Below are 16785 nucleotides of genomic sequence, written 5' to 3' on the forward strand. Positions count from 1 at the left end.
CGGTAGTACGCGCGTCCGGAAGGTCAGAGCCGGACCCGTTGGAGAGGGGCCAGCGCGCCCCACGCGATCGGGATCTCCAGAGGGTCCACGATCTGTTCCGGCGCCGCGCTCTCCCCCGCGCCGGTCTCGCCGGGTTCGGGCGCCGGCTGTGGCACGACCGGCAGCAGCAGATGCGAGTCGAACGGTCCGCCCGTGTGCACGATGTGGAAGCCCTTGTTGATCGTGCGGTCGTGGCCCACACGCGGGTTCTCGTCGAGGTCGTGCCCGGAGATGACGAGGACGAGAGTGGATCCGGCCTCGAAGAAGGTGCTGTGCGGCATGATCTCGATGTCCACCGGCACGATCTGATCGGGTAGCAGCGGCCAGTATTTCTTCGGGTCGTGGACCGGCCGGTAGGCCGTGGAGGCTTCCGGGTCGAGAGCGCGGCGCGAGACCCGCATCCAGCCGTGGGCGACGAACCCCTTCTCGTATCCGCCGTGTCCCTCGAACCAGACGTCCCGATCGTGTTCGTCGCGCTTGGCCAGGCCGACGAACAGGTCCATGTCGTTGGCGTCCTTCGCCTGCACCCACAGCCGCAGGGACGAGTGACCGGTGATCTCGGTGTCCTCGTCGAAGGTGTGGGTGAAGACGAGTTCGTCGCCGGCGACGGGAAAGGTGCGACGGAAGTGGCGCTTGTCGGACGGTGTGGGCTTCAGGTCCGCGTTCGTGTGGTCGAGGTGGAGCGCAAGATAACGGGTGCCGGGCACCGGCCACTCGGCTTCCGCACGCTCGGAGTAAGTACGCAGGTCGTGCCGGGTTTCCAGGCGCACGCGCGGCGTGTTCTCGAAGCCGTTGTCCTCCCCTTTGAGGAAGCGGTCGAAGAAGCGGCGTTGGAAGTCGACCGCTTCGCTGCCGTAGTAGGTCTGCCACATCTTCCGCCCGTGGGTGTAGAGCCACTTGTGCTCCGACCCGATGCGGCAATACCCCTCGACGGATCCGCGGGTTCGCGGGCCCTGATCCGACCAGGAGACTCCGACGAGTGCCGGCACGGTGACGTCCTCGAGCCGAGGCGGTGGGGCCACGTGACGGAAGAAGTCGGGGAATCGACGAAGCAACCACGGTGTGAGCCGGCTCAGGGAGGCTGCGCCGCAGTGCGCTCCGGTGTTCATCGCGCGGTACCAGAACTCGCTGAAGCGGGTTTCGGGGATGCCGCCCTGGGTGAGGATGTCGCGGCAGGGATCGCTCACGCCCTCCCAGGGCGCGATGGCCGCGAGGTAGGGCGGGTTCAGTGCCGCGGTGTACCACTGCAGAGTCGCGAGATAGTCGGCGCCGGCGAGTCCGACCTTGCCGTTGCTCCATTCCTGTGTACCGGCCCATTCCACGACTGAGGCGCAGTCGAGCGCAGCCCGGCCGAGCAGCAGCCGGGGGTGCCCGCCGCTGGCGTGATGTCCGCGCATGTCCGCGACGACGACCACGTAGCCGTGAGGAACCCAATAGGCCGGATCGGGCGCTTCGAAGGAGGTGCAGTCGCTGAGCTCGAGTTCGCCGACGTGGTTGCCCGATGCGGCGAGCTCGTCGAAATCGACGGGATACCGGTCGACGCCCGCGTTCTTGCCGTAAGGGGTGACCGCGACCAGCACCGGGCGGGGGTCGTGCGGACCGGCATGTGCGTCGCGGTAGACGTCGGCCCGCAGGAGAGTGCCGTCTCCCGTACGGATCGGCACGTCGCGCTCGACTACGACGTCGTCCGGTAGCCCGTGGACGACGACGTCATGGTGCCCTACCGGTGTCGGGTCCGGCGTCGGCGTTCGCCTGCGAGATACCATTCTGTCACCCCTGGCGGCATCAAAGATGCACCGAGTGTGCAACATACCCCTGGTAGGTGCAAGGCGAAGGGCAGGTCGAGGCTAGAGGGAGATCCGGCCCTCGACGGCTGCCAGGCCGATGTCACGGCGGAAATGACCACCCGGCAGCTTGATCGTGGCAAGCCTGGCATAGGCGGCATCGCGCGCTGCCGCGAGGTCGTCCCCTACCCCGATCACGTTGAGCACGCGTCCGCCGGCGGAGACGAGTTCTCCGTCCTCGCGGCGCTTGGTACCCGCGTGCAGCACCGTGTCGCCGTCTGCACCGGTGATCACGTCGCCGGTGCGCGGGGCGGAGGGATAGTGCTCGGCGGCGAGCACCACTGTCACCGCCGCGCCGTCCCGCCAGCGCAGCGGCGGCAACTCGGCGAGGGTGCCGGTGGCGACCGCGTTCAGAGCCTCACCCAGCGGCGACTCGAGCAGTGCGAGCACCGCCTGGGTCTCCGGGTCGCCGAATCGGCAGTTGAACTCGACCACGGCCGGACCGTCGGCGCCCATGGCCAGGCCGGCGTAGAGCAGTCCGGAGAAACCGCACCCGCGTCGCACCATCTCGGCGGCAACCGGCTCGACCACTTCCGAGACGATCCGCTCGACGCTGCCCTCCGGCAGCCACGGCAGCGGGGTGTACGCACCCATGCCGCCGGTGTTGGGGCCGGTGTCGCCGTCGCCCACACGCTTGTGGTCCTGCGCCGGCAGCAGCGGTACGACCGTCTCGCCGTCGACGAGGCAGAACAGAGAGACCTCGGGACCGTCGAGGAAGGATTCCAGCAGGACGGGATGCCCGTTCTCGAGGATTTCGACGGCGTGGTCGCGAGCGGCCGCACGGTCGGTCGTGACGACGACCCCCTTGCCCGCAGCGAGACCGTCGTCCTTCACCACCCAGGTCGGCCCGAACCGGTCGAGCGCCTCGTCGACGGTCGCGGGGCTGTCCACGACCTCGCTCTGCGCGGTGCGCACGCCGGCCGCGGCCATGACGTCCTTCGCGAACGCCTTCGATCCTTCGATGCGAGCGGCGGAGGCGGACGGGCCGAAGCAGGGCATACCCGCAGCGCGGACGGCGTCGGCGACACCGAGGACGAGAGGGACCTCGGGGCCGATGACGACGAGATCGACCTTCTGTTCGGTGGCGAGGGCGACGACCTGATCGGCGGAGGCGGCGTCCACGGGGAACAACTCGGCGACATTCGCGATACCCGGGTTGCCGGGCGCGGCCAGCACGGCGGTCACACCGGGGTCGCGGGACAGAGCGAGAGCAAGAGCATGTTCACGGGCACCGGAGCCGATAACGAGTACGCGCACGCAGGACAGACTACGGGACCGGTCTCCACACGAGATCGGCGCGGGAGCGCGTACGCAGGACGGCTTCCGCGTTGGGCAGATCCACGGTGCGCACCCATTCACGTGCGCCGTCGTCGTCCCGACCACTGTGACGATGCCGCCGGACGAGACGTCGGGTGAGGATGCGACGGGGCGCATCGATGTAGATCACCAGATCGAGGAGGGGCCGGATGTGTTCCCACCCCCCGGTCTCGAACATCAGATAGTTGCCCTCGGTGACGATCACCCTCGCGTCCGCGGGTACGGCATGAACCGCCGCGATCGGCTCGTCGAGGGATCGGGAGAAGTCCGGGGCGTAGATCGTCTCGTCGCGGCACTGCCGCACTCGGCTCAGCATGTCGCGGAAACCTGCGACGTCGAAGGTGTCGGGTGCCCCCTTGCGAGCACGTGCCCCGAAGGTGTCGAGTTGCCGGTTCGACAGGTGAAAGCCGTCCATCGGCACCTGGCCCGTGGCCACTCCCGCACATCGGAGTGCATAGACGAGCATTGCGGCGGCACGGCTCTTCCCCGCACCCGGCGGTCCGCACAGCCCGACGACCGTACGCCGGTCGGCAGGCAGCCCGACGAGGACGTGCGTGACGAGTTCGTCCACGAGCACCCGCAGCGGCGCCTCCCGCACGTTCTCCTCTCCTCCCATGTGCCCGACGATACGACCGTCTCCGCGACCGAAGGCGTCCCGACCTGTCGACACGCGCACCCGACGGATATATCTTTATTCCGTAAGTTCGACATTACGAAATAACGAGCCGAACGGAAACGCCATGCCGAGCAGAATCGGAACTGTCCTCGCCGCGACGAGCGCCGCGATCGCACTGGCCGGGTGCGGACAGAGCGCTCCAGCACTTACGCAGTCGTCCGCACCGCCCGGCGAGTGCGCACCTGTACCCGTCGCCGATGTCACCACCGCTGAGGGTTGGATCGGCTATCTGGGTGAGAACGCCGACACGGTCGCCTTCGCGGTCGACGACGGTGACGGCGGCGCCTTCGGGCACCGCGCCGGCGAGCGGCAACCACTCGCGTCGGCAGTGAAGGTCGTGCACCTCGCCGCCTACGCCCGTGCCGTCGCAGCCGGAGAACTCTCCCCGGACGAGCGCATACCTCTCGCCGACTGGGAGCGGTGGTATCTACCCGACACCGACGGACATGCGCATCCCCGGGCGCTCGAACGGCTCGGAGTGAGCGACCCGGGCGCCACCGTCACCCTCGACGAAATGGTGTCGGCGATGATGCGGGAGAGCGACAATGCCGTCCCCGACTATCTGCGGGACCGACTCGGCGACGCCGCCCTGCGCGATGCCGCCGCCCAGGGAGGCTGGGAAGGTTTCGAGCCGCCCACGATGCTGGGCAACACCCTCGCCTTGTTCGACCCGGGTCTCGGCGACTCCGCCGCGGCATGGGATGCGGCGCGTCGCTATGCGTCCGATCCCGTCTACCGCGCCGCATCGGTGCAGACCCCGCTCACAGGCGATCTGTTCGCCGCCATCGACCGCATCCAACGCTTCGACAACACCGGCTCGGCTACCGAACTCGCCGGTCTTCATCGGGCGATCTCCGACGGATCGTTCGGTCCTGGCGCCGACACGGCGCGCGCTCACCTCGAATGGCAGCCCGCGCCCCCGGGGTTCGACGGCTTCGGCTTTAAGGGCGGCAGCCTTCCCGGCATCCTCACCGACGCGTTCAGCTTCCGCCGCAACGACGGCACCATCGCGACAGCGGTGATCCTCGTCTCCGACATGTCGGAGAACGACTACACCGGTGCTCTCGAATCGTTCGCGCACCAGGAACTGCTCGCCGCGGCAGCGAACGATCCGGACGTCCTCGAACGGATACGCTGCGCGATGTGAACGACGAGTACGAGGCCCGGATCGCGGATCTCGAGCGCCGAGTGAGGATTCTCGAAGGCGATACGTCCCGGCCCGCCCCCACGGCGCCGAGCAACGCCGGGACCGTCACCTACGGAGGCGCGGTCTCCCTGCACGGGAAAGTCCACTGGAACATCGAATACGATGCCGGAGCATCCCTGACACTGGACCCCGCCGCCGTCGCCGGCGTCCTCGACGCCCTCGGCAACCCCACGCGACTGGCGATCGTGCGGACCCTCCTGCGCGGGCCCGCCACCGCGACCGAACTCCAGGACGCCGCCGACCTGGCGTCCACGGGACGGCTCTACCACCATCTCCGGGCGCTGTCCGCCGCGCGGGTGGTCGAGCAGGAGAGCCGGAACCACTACCGGATCGCTCCCGAGAAGGTGGTGCCACTGCTCGTCCTCACCGTCGCAGCCGCCGATGTCGCAGAGCACCTCCGGTGAGCGCGCCGTCGCCTATCCTCCCGGTATGGCTTCCGTGTTCAGCAAGATCATCGCCGGTGAACTGCCGGGCCGTTTCGTATGGCAGGACGACGACGTCGTCTCGTTCCTGACCATCAACCCCTTCACCGAAGGGCACGTGCTGGTCGTGCCCCGGCAGGAGGTCGACCACTGGCAGAGCGTCGACGACGACCTGTGGGCGAAGGTGAACGACGTCGCACGGACGCTGGGCCGCGCCGTGACCGCCGCCTTCGGCGCACCGCGCGCCGGCCTGATGATCGCGGGCCTGGAAGTCCCCCATCTGCACGTGCACGTCTTCCCCGCCTACTCCCTCGGCGACTTCGATTTCGCGACCGCCGAGAAGGACCCCTCGCGCGAATCGCTCGATCGTGCCCAGCAGAAGATCAAGGACGCGCTGCGCGAACTCGGTCACGGCGCGAACGTCCCGGACTGACACGACGCCGGCGGGATACCGGCGGAACAATTCCGACCGGTATCCCGTTGACCTCCTCGTGTCTCCTACCCCACCGAGTTCTCCCGCCCCGGCCGACGCCGCCGATCCGCTCACCCCTCCCGCACCGCGAGCAAATCTGCTGATCGCCGTTCTCGTCGGGGCCGCGTTCGTCGTGATCCTCAACGAGACGATCATGAGCGTCGCGCTGCCGAAACTGATGGTCGAGTTCGATGTCGGCGCGGCCACTGCACAGTGGCTCACCACGGCGTTCATGCTCACCATGGCTGTCGTCATCCCCGTCACCGGTTATCTGCTCACCCGCCTGTCGCTGCGCACGGTCTTCGCGAGCGCTATGGGCAGCTTCCTGACCGGCACTCTCGTCGCCGCGATCGCGCCGGTCTTCCCCGTTCTGGTACTCGGCAGGGTAGTCCAGGCCGTGGGCACGGCAATCATGTTGCCGCTGCTGTTCACGACCGTGCTCAATCTGGTGCCTACCCAGCGCCGTGGACGCACGATGGGCGTCATCTCGATCGTCATCGCGGTCGCTCCCGCCGTGGGCCCGACCATCGGTGGGGTCGTGCTCGACCAGCTGAGCTGGCGTTGGATGTTCTGGCTGGTGCTGCCCATCGCGATCGTCGCGACCGCGCTCGGCCTGAGCTGGATCCGCAACGTCACCGAACCGGTGCGAGTGCCGCTCGATGCACCCTCGGTCGTCCTGTCCGCGCTCGGGTTCAGCGGTGTCGTCTTCGGCCTGAGCAGCCTCGGCGAGGCTGCGGAGGGCGACCCGCTGCTGCCGCCGTGGCTGCCACTCGTGGTCGGCATCGGCTCACTGACGGTGTTCGTCGTGCGCCAGCTCCGCCTCGGCGACGAGGCCCTGCTGGACCTGCGGGCATTCCGCACCCCGGCCTTCTCGCTCGCGGTCGCGCTCGTGTCGGTGAGCATGATGTCGCTGTTCGGAACCCTCATCCTGCTGCCGATCTACCTACAGAGCGTGCTCGGGCAGTCGACGCTCGCCACGGGTCTGATGCTGCTGCCCGGCGGTCTGGCAATGGGCCTGCTCGGCTATGTCGTGGGGCGTTTGTTCGACCGTTTCGGCCCGCGACCGCTCGTCGCGCCGGGCGCAGTGATCGCCTGCATCGCGATGTGGGGCATGACGACCTTCGATGCCACCACCTCGATCCCCACGGTGATCACTTGGCACGTGCTGCTCAACATCGGACTCGCGTTGATGTTCTCGCCGTTGCTCACCTCGGCGCTCGGAGCGCTGCCACGACGGCTGTACTCCCACGGCAGCGCCATCGTCAGCACGATGCAGCAGGTCGCGGGCGCGGCCGGCACAGCCTTGTTCATCACGGTGCTCACCCGCACGACCGTCGCCGGCGCCGAGAGCGCAGCCGATCCCGTCGGCGCACTCTCGGACGGTGTCCACGGTGCGTTCACGTGGGGTGCGGTGATCGCGGTGGTCGCCGTCGTGGGTTCACTGTTCGTTCGGCGGGCCGCAGAACCCGAGTCGGAGCCTGTGACGCCACCCGTTCCCGAAACCGCCGGATCCGCTCAGGCGAAATAGCAGGTCAAACGCCGGTCGTCACGGCTTCCCGCTCATCGCGCGAACCGTGCCGACCGGCATCCCGGGTGTGCGGGTCGCACGAGATGTCACCGTGCGGGTCGTTCAGGAAATGTGCGAGTTCGACCCACGAGGTGTCGCGTGCGGCGGTTCCGGTGAGCATGCCGAGATGGGTGCCCGGAACCCGCACGAAGCGCACATCTGTGCCGCTGAGCAACGTCGTGACGGGCTCGACCGCCGCGATCGGCGCGAGGACGTCCGCCTCGCCTCCCAGCGCGAGCACCGGCACCGTGACATCGGCGAGGTCGATGACCCGGTCGCCCAGCTGCAGTCGCCCGGTGACCAGCTCGTTGTCGATGGTCACACGCGTGGCCAGCTGACGGAACACCCGTCCCGCGTAGCCGTGGATCTCGTCCTGGAAGCGGTCGACACGTTCCATCCGCGCCAGGGTCTCGGCGTCGGCGAGATTCGACGCCACGAACCACGGACGGTGGATCTCACGCTCGATCGCGGTGAGTCGGTAGACCGTGCGGACGATCGGAGCGGGTACCCCGCCGAAGGCCGCGTCGAGCAGACCCAGCGCGGGCTCGGCCACGAATCGGCCGATGAATCGTGCCGGGGCCATCACGGCGATCGCGGAGTAGTCGAGGGGGCTGCCGAAGGCCGTGAGCGATCGGATCGGCAGGTCGGTATGCGCTGCCGCGGTGAGCATCGACAGCGTGCCGCCGATGCTCCAGGCGACGACGTCCACCTTGCGGTTACCGCACAGTTCGGACGTGCGTGCGATCGCCTCGGGAAGCACGTCGTCGATCCAGAACTCGAGGCCGAGGTCGCGATCCTCGGGGGTCATCTCGCCGTACTCGACCAGGAAGACGCTGCGTCCGAGCTCCAGCAGATGCTGTACGAGGCTCTGTCCGGGCATCAGGTCGAAGCAGGTGGGCGATGCGGCGAGCGGCGTCACGAGCAGCACCGGCGGTCCGGCGTCCTCCGGTCCGAAGCGGCGCAGCGTCCGGTGCGGGCCGTCGCCGACGATCACGGAGGGAGTGCGGTGAGGAGGCGCGATACCGTCGGCGACGAACAACGACCACGCGTTTCGCGCTGCCTTCCCGACGACGTCGGTGATCCCCATGTGTGATTCCTCCCGACTCGGACACACCCTCTTGTAGTGCGTACACGATAGCCGCGAGTAGCCGAACCCCTCACACCGGACGAACCGGATGGCTCAGCGACCCTGTTCTCCGGGGTGTCCGACGGTGGTGTTATCAAAGAGCCATGACGTGCTCACAGTGCAATCACGAGCTCGACCACTGCCACGGCACCCTTGTGCTCCACACCGAGGCCTCGGCCGACTGCACCGATCCCGGCTGTGTCGACTTCGCGATCGTGCGACACACCCTCGTTCTCGAATGCGCCGAACTCGACGGCGGATGCTCGTGCACGGTGGTTGCGCAGGAATCGCAGTTGCTGCGCGCGTCCTGAGCAATTTGCGACCCTCGCCCGGAATTCCTAACCTCGAATGAGGTGGCCGAAGTCGGCCTCCCGGACGAGCGCACCGTACCCGGCCAGCGACAAGACGGTGCAGGAGCGTTGTACGTCATGGCCTGGATCGTTCTCGTCCTGTCGGGTGTCCTCGAAGCTGTTTGGGCCACCGCGCTCGGCAGATCCGCCGGTTTCACCCGCCTCGGCCCGACAGTGGTGTTCACCGTCGCCCTCGTCCTGAGCATGGCCGGGCTCGCGTATGCACTGCGCTCCCTGCCGGTAGGCACGTCCTACGCGATATGGGTCGGTATCGGCGCCGCGCTCACGGTCGGCTACGCGATGGCCACCGGCGCGGAAGCCGCTTCACTGTTGAAGGCTGCACTGATCGCGGGCATCGTGCTGTGCGTCGTCGGCCTCAAACTCGTGCACTGAGCGTTACAGTCGGTTCCATGAATCTCGGGTCCGTACTCGTGTTGCCGGTGCGTGTGGGTCTGACCGCCGCCGAAGCCGCCCTGAGCGTCGCCGAGACAGTCGTGGGGACAGTGCGGGTCGCTGTTTCACCCACCACCTACTCCGCGCTCGGCGCAGTCGGCCTGCCCGACACCCGGAGTTCCATGACTTTGCTGCAGCAGATCTCGTCGCTCACCTCCGAAGGCCGCGGGCTCGGTCATGCCCTGCGGCCCGGAGGCCCGCTCGACCGGTTGCTCGAGGCGGGCGGACCCGTCGACCGGCTGACCGCACCGGGTGGATTGCTCGACCGGCTCACCGCGCCGGGCGGCCTGCTCGACCGACTGCTTCAGCCGGGCGGGGCGGTGGACCGGCTCACCGCGCCAGACGGCCCTCTCGATCGGATCCTCGCCGACGACGGTGCACTCGACCGTCTCGTTTCCGAAGGCGGACTGCTGGATCGACTCACTGCTCACGACGGTCCGCTCGAACGACTGCTGGCCCGCGATGGTGCCGTCGAACGGCTCACCGCGCCGGGTGGAATCGTCGACGTGGCGATCCGCCCCGGCGGAGTCGTCGAGCGCGCTCTCGCCCAAGGTGGCGTGCTCGATGTCCTGCTCTCCGAGCAGGGAGCTCTCGAACGACTGCTTGCCGAGGGCGGTCCACTCGATCAGATCGTGTCGCTGTCCGAGACCCTCGCCCACCTCACGCCCGGCATCACGCAGATGAACGCGAGTATCGACATACTGCAGGAAACCGTCGAGTTGTTGCGCGGTGCCGTGGGCCCCCTCGGCGACCTGGCCGGCCGGCTTCCCGGGCGTTGGCTGCGCAGCGGCAAGGGCGAACTGCTACCGCCACCCTGACGCAGACCATTCTCCGCCGGTCGGGTCAGCGATCGGTGCGTCGTGAGGCGACCAGTCGAGCGGCGTCCGCCGAAGCCTGTCGCGCTGCCGCGAACAGGTCTTCCCCGTTGCCGAGCAGAGCCGCGAGAGTACCTGCGAAATGATCGCCGGCACCCGTCGTGTCCACGACGTCGACGTGCGGGACCCGCAGGTGTTCGATCGCGTCCTCGGTGCCGACGACCACGTCCTCCCCTCCGCGGGTGATCACCACGGTTCGCACGCGTTCGAGCAGTCTTGCCACGACGTCGTCGAAGGCGGTACCCGCAGGAAGACCCGCGTAGTACAGCGCTTCCTGCTCGTTGAGGACGAGCGGATCGGCCCCGGCGAGGATGTGGTCGTCCAGCTCGGTGACCGGGCTGGGGTTGAGCACGAATCTCCGGTCGTGCAAGCGCGCCCACTGCGCGGCCGCCCAGGTCACAGCGGGCAACAGTTCCAGTTGGGTGAGCACCACCGCAGGATCGAGGGCGTCGAGGGCCGCTGTGACGTCTGCGGCCTCGAGTAGTGAGTTGGCTTCGGGAACGACGACGATCCGGTTCTGTCCGTCGTCGGAAACGACGATGATCGCCCGGCCGGTGGGGCCGGGTTTCGACCGGAGGTAGGTGGTGTCCACTCCGGACTTCTCCTGAACGCGCCGCAGCATGCGCGCGGCGTGATCGCCTCCGACCGCACCGATGATCGCCGTGGGTGCCAGTCGTGCCGAGCCGACGGCCTGGTTCGCGCCCTTACCTCCGGGATATGTGCGCAGGTGCCGGCCGAGTACCGTCTCGCCTTCTTCCGGAGCACGCGCCACGACGACAGTCAGATCGAGATTGAGCGATCCCACGACCGCCACCACACATCGACTCGACTCGGTCACGCCGTCGAGCCTACGGCCGCTGATCCTTCGTGTCCGGTTCGAGCCCGGGGCAGACGATGTGAACGACTTCGTCTGCCCAGGACTCCCCGACCTCGCCGTGCCGCAGATAGGCCCCGAGATACGCACCCACCAACATCGATACGGCGGTGTCGACGTCGATGTCGTTGCGGATGGCGCCCGATTCGACCGCGGTGCGGAGCACGTCCGCGACGACCTGGCTACGGGCGTTGATGATCTCGCGGATCGATTCGGTGAACTCCGGTTCCTGGTCGGTGAGCAGCGCGCCGACGCTCCCCATGCCCACCTCGCTCGACAATCCGCGACGGATCAACTCGAGAGTCCACTTGACGCGGTCGTAGACGCACAACCCGTCCGGGACACACGGCGATGCCACCTGCGAATGCAGCGCGGCATCGAGGATCTCTTCCCGGTTCGCATAACGCCGATAGATCGTCGTCTTCGCCACACCGGACAGCGCCGCGACCGCTTCGACGGTGACCCGATGGGGTCCGTGGAGACGCAGGATCTCGAGCGCAGCTCTCACGATGCGCGCGTCTGTTCCGGCGCGCTCCTTGACGGGACGTCGCGACGTCGCGGCCACCGACTCCGTCTCGGCCTCGCCCACCATGTCTACATCCTCCTCGCGCGGGCATATCCCCGCAGGATTCCCGAGTCTCCCCGACAAGCCGACCCTGAATCAAACACTACGAAACGATACGCTACGATGAGCGTATCGTTCCAACGACCGACAAGAGGGGAACGCATGACGGATATCTACACCCCGGCACCTGCGCACTGCGCCGAATCGGAAACGCTTCTCGAGAGCTATCGCACCTACGACGCGGTCGAACGCGCCATCGACCACCTGTCCGACGAAGGTTTTCCGGTCGAGTACCTTCGGGTCGTCGGCCAGGGAGTCACTACCGTCGAACACATCGAGGGCCGGATGACCAACACCAAAGCCGCACTGCGCGGAGCCGCCGCAGGTATCTGGACCGGCTTGCTCTTCGGCTTGCTTCTTGCACTGTTCCTTCCCGCGACCAGCATGACGGCCGTGATTCTCGTCGCTGTCGTCTTCGGCGCCGTCTGGGGCGGATCGCTCGGCTTCGTAACCCACTGGAGCACCGGTGGGCGCCGCGACTTCATCTCCCGGAAGAGCATCGAGGCCTCACGCTACGACCTCATGGTCGACTCCGAATTCGCCGATCAGGCAAGCAAAAAGCTCGCGCTGCGCTGACCATCGGCCATTTCTCCGCTTCGAAGCGGCTTCGCCCACACCCTCCCGGTGTGGGCGAAGCCGCTTCAATACCACCCGGCACACCCGAATCGGAAATTCCGCCCGAAACACTCCGGAGAACGCGGACGGATAATTCGGATTCGACAATCGATCTTGTTCCGATAATGGCATTATTCGACTTATGGCCGGATCGTCTAATACTCCCCCGAAGCCCGCAGTGGGCACGAAGGTCGTCGTACGCGCGGGTGTCGCGGGTGACGACCAATGCCCGGGCACCATCGTCGAAGACTTCGGTCCTGCGCAGGAAGCCGTAGGTGACGCCCTCGGCCGCGACTGGGCGCCGGTGCGCCGGTGGGCCGTGGCACTGGATGACGGACGACTCGTCTTCGTCGATATGGACGCATTCGAACCATCGGAGTCGTGAACCGATTCATTTCGTCACACAGGTATTATCGCGCCCCTGTAGTTTCATCGAAAAGCTATCCTGTCCAGCCCGGTGAACAGCGCCGGGTTGGTGTCGATTTCAGGCGGCTTCGTCCGATAGCCCGTCACTGCTGTCTGTCGCCGGTCGTGACGATCCTCGTCGCCTTGTTCGCCGTCGGTCGCGAAGGACTCAAGACGGCACGGTCGATCGTGGGATACGCCGGCACCGCAAGTGACGACTACTGGGGCAGGTCGCTGTTCGAGGCCTGACGATCCTGCACCTCGTCGGATGCGAAACAAGCCCGCGCGCTGTGTGCGCGGCGGGACCGTGGAGCCCCCTGTCAGGATTGAACTGACGACCGCTCGCTTACAAGGCGAGTGCTCTACCACTGAGCTAAGGAGGCACTGACTCGACGGTCGCGGGACGACGCGTGAGCGACGCCATCATATAGCGCGTCACACTCAGGGCGCGCACCCACCCGCCTTCGTTACGGTGGATTACATGCCCACCCGCCCCGTTTCCCCCAGCCGTACCGGAGGCCGCGGACGGTGAGCCGCTTCGACGACTTCCTCGATCGGGTGCTCGGTACCCGTCGCGCGACCATTGACGCGGTCACCGAAGCGCCGGCACCTCTGCAGCCGATCGATCTGACCGATGACGCCGTAGTGGCCGAGGCCCTCGACGTCGCCGTGCGTGTCGGCGAGGTTCTGCTCGCATCCGGTACGGGCGCGATCGACACCGCCGAGCAGGTGCGGTTCGTGGCCGCCACCTACGGTCTGGCCCAGTGCGACGTCGACGTGACCTACAACTCGATCGTGCTCTCGGCCTATCGCGGACCGACCATGCCGCCGTCGAGCACGATGCGTGTAGTGCACTACCGCTCGATGGACTTCACACGACTCGCGGCGGTCGATCGTCTGACGCGACGCATCCGCCGCGACGCGATCTCCCCCGCGCAGGCGCACGAGGAGCTGCTCGCGATCACCACCAAGGCGCACCCCTACAACCGCTGGGTGGCGACGATCGCATGGTCGGCCATGGCCGCTTCCATTTCCGTTCTCCTCGGCGGCGACGCGCTGGTCGCACTCGTCGCGTTCGCGTCGACATTCGTGATCGACCGGGTCAACCGCAAACTCAACGCAGCCGGTTTGCCGTTCTTCTTCCAGCATCTCGTGGGTGGCATCATCGCCACGGCCCCCGCGATCACGCTGTACGGGATTCGGGAGACCATCGGTATCGAAGTCTCCCCCGGGCTGATCATCGCGGCCGGCGTGACGGTCCTGCTGTCGGGTCTGTCGCTCGTCGGTTCGGTTCAGGACGCCATCACCGGCGCCCCGATCACGGCATCGGCTCGCTTCTTCGAAGTGCTGATGATGACGGGCGGCATCATCGCGGGCGTCGCCACGACCCTGCGGATCGCCTCGGTGTTCGGTGCCGAGTTGCCTCTCATCAGCTACGAAGCCCTGCCCGACCTGACACAGTTGCCGACGAAGATCCTCGCGGGTGCTGCGGCTGCGCTTTTCTACGCGCTCGCCTGCTATGCCGAGCGCCGGGCGCTGACGGTCGCCGCGCTCGCCGGCGCCACCGGCAGCCTGGGTTACCAGCTCGCCCTGGGGCTCTCACTGGGACCGATCATCTCGTCGGCGCTGGCCGCCACCGTCATCGGTTTCGCCGGTGGTCTGATGGCCCGCCGAGCCCTCACGCCGCCGCTGGTCGTCGCGGTCGCCGGTATCACGCCGCTGCTGCCCGGTCTCGCGCTCTATCGCGGCCTGTATGCCATGCTCCGCAATCAGATGGCCACCGGCATGACGGCGCTGTTCTCGGCATTCGGTATCGGTTGTGCGCTCGCTGCCGGTGTCACGCTCGGCGAGTGGCTCGCCCGCCGCACCCGGAACCCACGAGGTGTGCTGCGGGCAGGCACGCTGCGTCGCCCCCAGTTGCGTCGGATCCCTCGGATCCGGCTCGACAAGAACCGGCCGGTGTGGCGGCCTGCGCCAGGACCTGCGACCGGGCCGATCCCGGTCGGAGCGTTGCACACAGGACCGTTACCCACGGTCGCCGCGACCGGTCCCATCTCTACGGGACCGCTCGCCACCGGTCCCATTCCTACCGGCCCGATCGCGGCGGGTCCGCTGGCCACAGGTCCGATCCCTATGAGCAATCCGGGCTCGCCTCCGACGGAGTCGGGTTCGGCCGTACAAACGACGAGAGCCACGCTGCGCTTTCGGCGCACGCGTGACTCTCGTCGGGTCTGAGGAAGCGTTCAGCTACCCTGACGGGCCTTCTCGTCGGCTTCCATTGCGTCGCGAAGGCTCTTCGGACGCATGTCGGTCCAATTCTGCTCGACGTACTCGACGCAAGCGGCGCGCGACTCTTCGCCGAATACCACCCGCCACCCCTGCGGAACCTCGGCGAAGGTCGGCCACAGCGAGTACTGCTCCTCATCGTTGATGAGGACGTAGAAGCGGCCGTCTTCGTCGTCAAATGGATTCGTGCTCATCTCGCCTCACTTGTTGCGTAGGTGTGATGGTCCGTTATCCTACCAAGCTCGCCGATTCCGCCCCCGGCTCCGGGCAGGCGGCGCTCTCGGCGTTCGACGAGCGAGGACAGGATCTCCCCCGCGCGAATCGCTGCGTTCGACAGCAACGACGCGGTCAGACCGTGGGTCTTCTCGGTCCCACCCTGAAGGTAGATGTCGGCCGTGACGTTCTCGGGCAGCGGCAGACGATAGTCGCGATCGACGGACAGGATGGGGGGCTCGGGAGCAAGGTCGCCCAGCAGCGGCTGCAACGGGGTGGGTTCGAAGCCGGTCGCGAGGACGACGGCATCGCACTCGAGGGTCTCGGTTTCGCCTTCGAGGTTGTTGCGGATCGCGACCTCGATCCCCCCGGCGTGTTCGGTCGCCGACACGACCTCCGACGCACGGCGCATGAACAGGCGGCGCCGGCCGCTGACACGTTCGCGGTACTCGGTCGCGTAGAGGGCCTCGATGAGTTCCGGAGCCACGACCGAATAGTTGGTACTGCGATGCAGGGCGAGGAGCCGCTCACGCTCCGACAGCGGCGCCGAGTGCAGTTCGTCGACGACCTGCGGGTCGAAGATGCGGTTCGCGTAAGGGCTGTCGTCGGCGGGGCTGTATCCGAAGCGATTGAAGACGTTGTGCACCTCGGCCTGCGGGTAGTGCGCGTGGAGGTACTGCACGACCTCGGCGGCACTCTGCCCCGCGCCGACCACGACGAAGCGCTGGTGTTCGGGCTCCTGCATCTCTTCGACGTGGAAGAGGAACCGGTGGTTGTGGAAGCACCGGGGGGACTCGGTCGCCCACTTCGGGAGGCGGGCGCGCAACCCGACCCCGACCACGACGCTGTGTGTGTAGACGACGTCACCGTCGGCCGTCCGGACCGCGAAGAGGTCGGCGACCCCGTTGCGGTTGTGGACGGCCTCGACCGAGACGACCGCGGTTCGGTAACGGACGTCGGCGTCGACACGCGCCGCCGCCCATTGCAGATAGTCCTGGAACTCGTGGCGAGTGGGGAAGAACGTCTGATGGTTGACGAAGTCGACGAGACGCCCACGCTCGTGCAGGTAGGAGAAAAAACTGTACGAGCTGCTGGGATTGCGGAAGGTGACGAGATCCTTGGGGAAAGCGATCTGCATCGTGGCACCCTCGAGCAGCATGCCCGGATGCCAGGCGAAGGCCGACTGCCGTTCGAAGAAACGCGCCCGGATGGACGATGCGGGATTGTCGGTGTTGTGCTCTTCGAGGGCGATTGCGAGCGCGAGGTTCGAAGGGCCGAAACCGATACCGACGAGGTCGAAGACGTCTCCTTGCGAGCTGCCCTCCGACCTCCCCGCATCATCGGCGACAAGGCTGGAACGGTCGGTCATCACTCAACTTCCGTACTAGGGGGCTCCGGGCCCACGATCGGTTCGCAGAC

General features: G+C 67.3%; 19 protein-coding genes, 1 tRNA gene and 1 riboswitch. Of the genes, 11 read left to right on the top strand and 9 right to left on the bottom strand.

Features of this window, described 5'->3' with window-relative positions; genetic code table 11:
* Positions 1–23: 23 nt before the first annotated feature.
* The 3 genes from ABZ789_RS03475 to ABZ789_RS03485 all read right to left on the bottom strand — a co-directional run bounded on the left by ABZ789_RS03475 (position 24) and on the right by ABZ789_RS03485 (position 3816).
* A complete protein-coding gene (locus ABZ789_RS03475) occupies positions 24–1703 on the bottom strand; it encodes a CocE/NonD family hydrolase (RefSeq protein WP_358418934.1) in 1680 nt (559 codons plus the stop codon).
* 183 nt (positions 1704–1886) lie between these two features.
* Positions 1887–3140 carry a phosphoribosylamine--glycine ligase gene (purD, locus tag ABZ789_RS03480; protein ID WP_358418937.1) on the bottom strand — a complete coding sequence of 418 codons (1254 nt, stop codon included), beginning with the start codon at positions 3138–3140 and terminating at the stop codon, positions 1887–1889.
* A gap of 10 nt (positions 3141–3150) precedes the next feature.
* Complete coding sequence (locus tag ABZ789_RS03485) at positions 3151–3816, bottom strand: nucleoside/nucleotide kinase family protein (RefSeq protein WP_358418940.1); 666 nt, start codon at positions 3814–3816, stop codon at positions 3151–3153.
* A 124-nt stretch (positions 3817–3940) separates the two neighbouring features.
* On the opposite strand from ABZ789_RS03485, the gene ABZ789_RS03490 reads away from it, so the two are divergent.
* From ABZ789_RS03490 to ABZ789_RS03505, 4 genes are read left to right on the top strand one after another with little or no spacing between them, the layout of a single operon-like run.
* Positions 3941–5023 carry a serine hydrolase gene (locus tag ABZ789_RS03490; protein WP_358418943.1) on the top strand — a complete coding sequence of 361 codons (1083 nt, stop codon included), beginning with the start codon at positions 3941–3943 and terminating at the stop codon, positions 5021–5023.
* A complete protein-coding gene (locus ABZ789_RS03495; protein WP_358418945.1) occupies positions 5020–5487 on the top strand; it encodes a helix-turn-helix domain-containing protein in 468 nt (155 codons plus the stop codon). The genes ABZ789_RS03490 and ABZ789_RS03495 overlap by 4 nt, the downstream gene beginning before the upstream one ends.
* A gap of 25 nt (positions 5488–5512) precedes the next feature.
* Positions 5513–5938 (top strand): HIT family protein, encoded by a 426-nt coding sequence (locus ABZ789_RS03500; RefSeq protein ID WP_358418947.1) that lies wholly within the window; start codon positions 5513–5515, stop codon positions 5936–5938.
* 58 nt (positions 5939–5996) lie between these two features.
* On the top strand, positions 5997–7505 hold the full coding sequence (locus tag ABZ789_RS03505) for an MDR family MFS transporter (RefSeq protein WP_358418950.1): 1509 nt from the start codon (positions 5997–5999) through the stop codon (positions 7503–7505).
* 4 nt (positions 7506–7509) lie between these two features.
* On the opposite strand, the gene ABZ789_RS03510 is transcribed toward ABZ789_RS03505, so the two are convergent.
* A complete protein-coding gene (locus ABZ789_RS03510; protein ID WP_358418953.1) occupies positions 7510–8631 on the bottom strand; it encodes an alpha/beta hydrolase in 1122 nt (373 codons plus the stop codon).
* A 143-nt stretch (positions 8632–8774) separates the two neighbouring features.
* Here ABZ789_RS03510 and ABZ789_RS03515 point away from each other — a divergent pair, with 143 nt between their 5' ends.
* From ABZ789_RS03515 to ABZ789_RS03525, 3 genes are all read left to right on the top strand, one after another.
* Positions 8775–8981, top strand: a complete 207-nt coding sequence (locus tag ABZ789_RS03515) for a hypothetical protein (protein WP_358418956.1) — start codon at positions 8775–8777, stop codon at positions 8979–8981.
* A gap of 39 nt (positions 8982–9020) precedes the next feature.
* Positions 9021–9085, top strand: a riboswitch (guanidine-III (ykkC-III) riboswitch).
* A gap of 13 nt (positions 9086–9098) precedes the next feature.
* Positions 9099–9413: an SMR family transporter gene (locus ABZ789_RS03520; protein ID WP_358418959.1), complete on the top strand. Its 315-nt coding sequence runs from the start codon at positions 9099–9101 to the stop codon at positions 9411–9413.
* Between the two features lie 17 nt (positions 9414–9430).
* A complete protein-coding gene (locus ABZ789_RS03525) occupies positions 9431–10291 on the top strand; it encodes an ABC transporter (RefSeq protein WP_358418961.1) in 861 nt (286 codons plus the stop codon).
* 25 nt (positions 10292–10316) lie between these two features.
* On the opposite strand, the gene ABZ789_RS03530 is transcribed toward ABZ789_RS03525, so the two are convergent.
* Positions 10317–11186 (bottom strand): ribokinase, encoded by an 870-nt coding sequence (locus ABZ789_RS03530; RefSeq protein ID WP_358418964.1) that lies wholly within the window; start codon positions 11184–11186, stop codon positions 10317–10319.
* A 10-nt stretch (positions 11187–11196) separates the two neighbouring features.
* Positions 11197–11814 carry a TetR/AcrR family transcriptional regulator gene (locus ABZ789_RS03535; RefSeq protein WP_358418967.1) on the bottom strand — a complete coding sequence of 206 codons (618 nt, stop codon included), beginning with the start codon at positions 11812–11814 and terminating at the stop codon, positions 11197–11199.
* 135 nt (positions 11815–11949) lie between these two features.
* Here ABZ789_RS03535 and ABZ789_RS03540 point away from each other — a divergent pair, with 135 nt between their 5' ends.
* The 3 genes from ABZ789_RS03540 (at position 11950) to ABZ789_RS03550 (ending at position 13116) form a co-directional block, all read left to right on the top strand.
* The gene (locus ABZ789_RS03540; protein WP_358418970.1) at positions 11950–12423 is read left to right on the top strand and encodes a general stress protein; all 474 of its coding nucleotides are present in this window, start codon (positions 11950–11952) and stop codon (positions 12421–12423) included.
* 181 nt (positions 12424–12604) lie between these two features.
* Positions 12605–12847, top strand: a complete 243-nt coding sequence (locus tag ABZ789_RS03545) for a hypothetical protein (RefSeq protein WP_358418973.1) — start codon at positions 12605–12607, stop codon at positions 12845–12847.
* Positions 12848–12993: 146 nt separating this feature from the next.
* Positions 12994–13116, top strand: a complete 123-nt coding sequence (locus tag ABZ789_RS03550) for a hypothetical protein (protein WP_358418976.1) — start codon at positions 12994–12996, stop codon at positions 13114–13116.
* Positions 13117–13175: 59 nt separating this feature from the next.
* On the opposite strand, the gene ABZ789_RS03555 is transcribed toward ABZ789_RS03550, so the two are convergent.
* A tRNA-Thr gene (locus ABZ789_RS03555) sits at positions 13176–13250 on the bottom strand.
* Positions 13251–13395: 145 nt separating this feature from the next.
* Here ABZ789_RS03555 and ABZ789_RS03560 point away from each other — a divergent pair.
* A complete protein-coding gene (locus ABZ789_RS03560; RefSeq protein ID WP_358418979.1) occupies positions 13396–15102 on the top strand; it encodes a threonine/serine exporter family protein in 1707 nt (568 codons plus the stop codon).
* 8 nt (positions 15103–15110) lie between these two features.
* On the opposite strand, the gene ABZ789_RS03565 is transcribed toward ABZ789_RS03560, so the two are convergent.
* Both ABZ789_RS03565 and ABZ789_RS03570 read right to left on the bottom strand, forming a co-directional pair.
* Positions 15111–15347: an MbtH family protein gene (locus ABZ789_RS03565; RefSeq protein ID WP_006551884.1), complete on the bottom strand. Its 237-nt coding sequence runs from the start codon at positions 15345–15347 to the stop codon at positions 15111–15113.
* Positions 15344–16735, bottom strand: a complete 1392-nt coding sequence (locus ABZ789_RS03570; RefSeq protein ID WP_358418983.1) for a SidA/IucD/PvdA family monooxygenase — start codon at positions 16733–16735, stop codon at positions 15344–15346. The genes ABZ789_RS03565 and ABZ789_RS03570 overlap by 4 nt, the downstream gene beginning before the upstream one ends.
* Between the last annotated feature and the right edge of the window lie 50 nt (positions 16736–16785).

Origin of the sequence: Rhodococcus sp. NPDC047139, assembly GCF_040643435.1 — a bacterium.
Classification (GTDB): Bacteria; Actinomycetota; Actinomycetes; order Mycobacteriales; family Mycobacteriaceae; genus Rhodococcus.

What these genes read in the sequence shown, in the direction of transcription:
- ABZ789_RS03485 (WP_358418940.1), bottom strand. Translation starts at nt 3,816, where the DNA reads ATGGGAGGAGAGGAGAACGTGCGGGAGGCGCCGCTGCGGGTGCTCGTG.
- ABZ789_RS03490 (WP_358418943.1), top strand. Translation starts at nt 3,941, where the DNA reads ATGCCGAGCAGAATCGGAACTGTCCTCGCCGCGACGAGCGCCGCGATC.
- ABZ789_RS03500 (WP_358418947.1), top strand. Translation starts at nt 5,513, where the DNA reads ATGGCTTCCGTGTTCAGCAAGATCATCGCCGGTGAACTGCCGGGCCGT.
- ABZ789_RS03510 (WP_358418953.1), bottom strand. Translation starts at nt 8,631, where the DNA reads ATGGGGATCACCGACGTCGTCGGGAAGGCAGCGCGAAACGCGTGGTCG.
- ABZ789_RS03515 (WP_358418956.1), top strand. Translation starts at nt 8,775, where the DNA reads ATGACGTGCTCACAGTGCAATCACGAGCTCGACCACTGCCACGGCACC.
- ABZ789_RS03520 (WP_358418959.1), top strand. Translation starts at nt 9,099, where the DNA reads ATGGCCTGGATCGTTCTCGTCCTGTCGGGTGTCCTCGAAGCTGTTTGG.
- ABZ789_RS03525 (WP_358418961.1), top strand. Translation starts at nt 9,431, where the DNA reads ATGAATCTCGGGTCCGTACTCGTGTTGCCGGTGCGTGTGGGTCTGACC.
- ABZ789_RS03535 (WP_358418967.1), bottom strand. Translation starts at nt 11,814, where the DNA reads ATGGTGGGCGAGGCCGAGACGGAGTCGGTGGCCGCGACGTCGCGACGT.
- ABZ789_RS03540 (WP_358418970.1), top strand. Translation starts at nt 11,950, where the DNA reads ATGACGGATATCTACACCCCGGCACCTGCGCACTGCGCCGAATCGGAA.
- ABZ789_RS03545 (WP_358418973.1), top strand. Translation starts at nt 12,605, where the DNA reads ATGGCCGGATCGTCTAATACTCCCCCGAAGCCCGCAGTGGGCACGAAG.
- ABZ789_RS03565 (WP_006551884.1), bottom strand. Translation starts at nt 15,347, where the DNA reads ATGAGCACGAATCCATTTGACGACGAAGACGGCCGCTTCTACGTCCTC.
- ABZ789_RS03570 (WP_358418983.1), bottom strand. Translation starts at nt 16,735, where the DNA reads ATGACCGACCGTTCCAGCCTTGTCGCCGATGATGCGGGGAGGTCGGAG.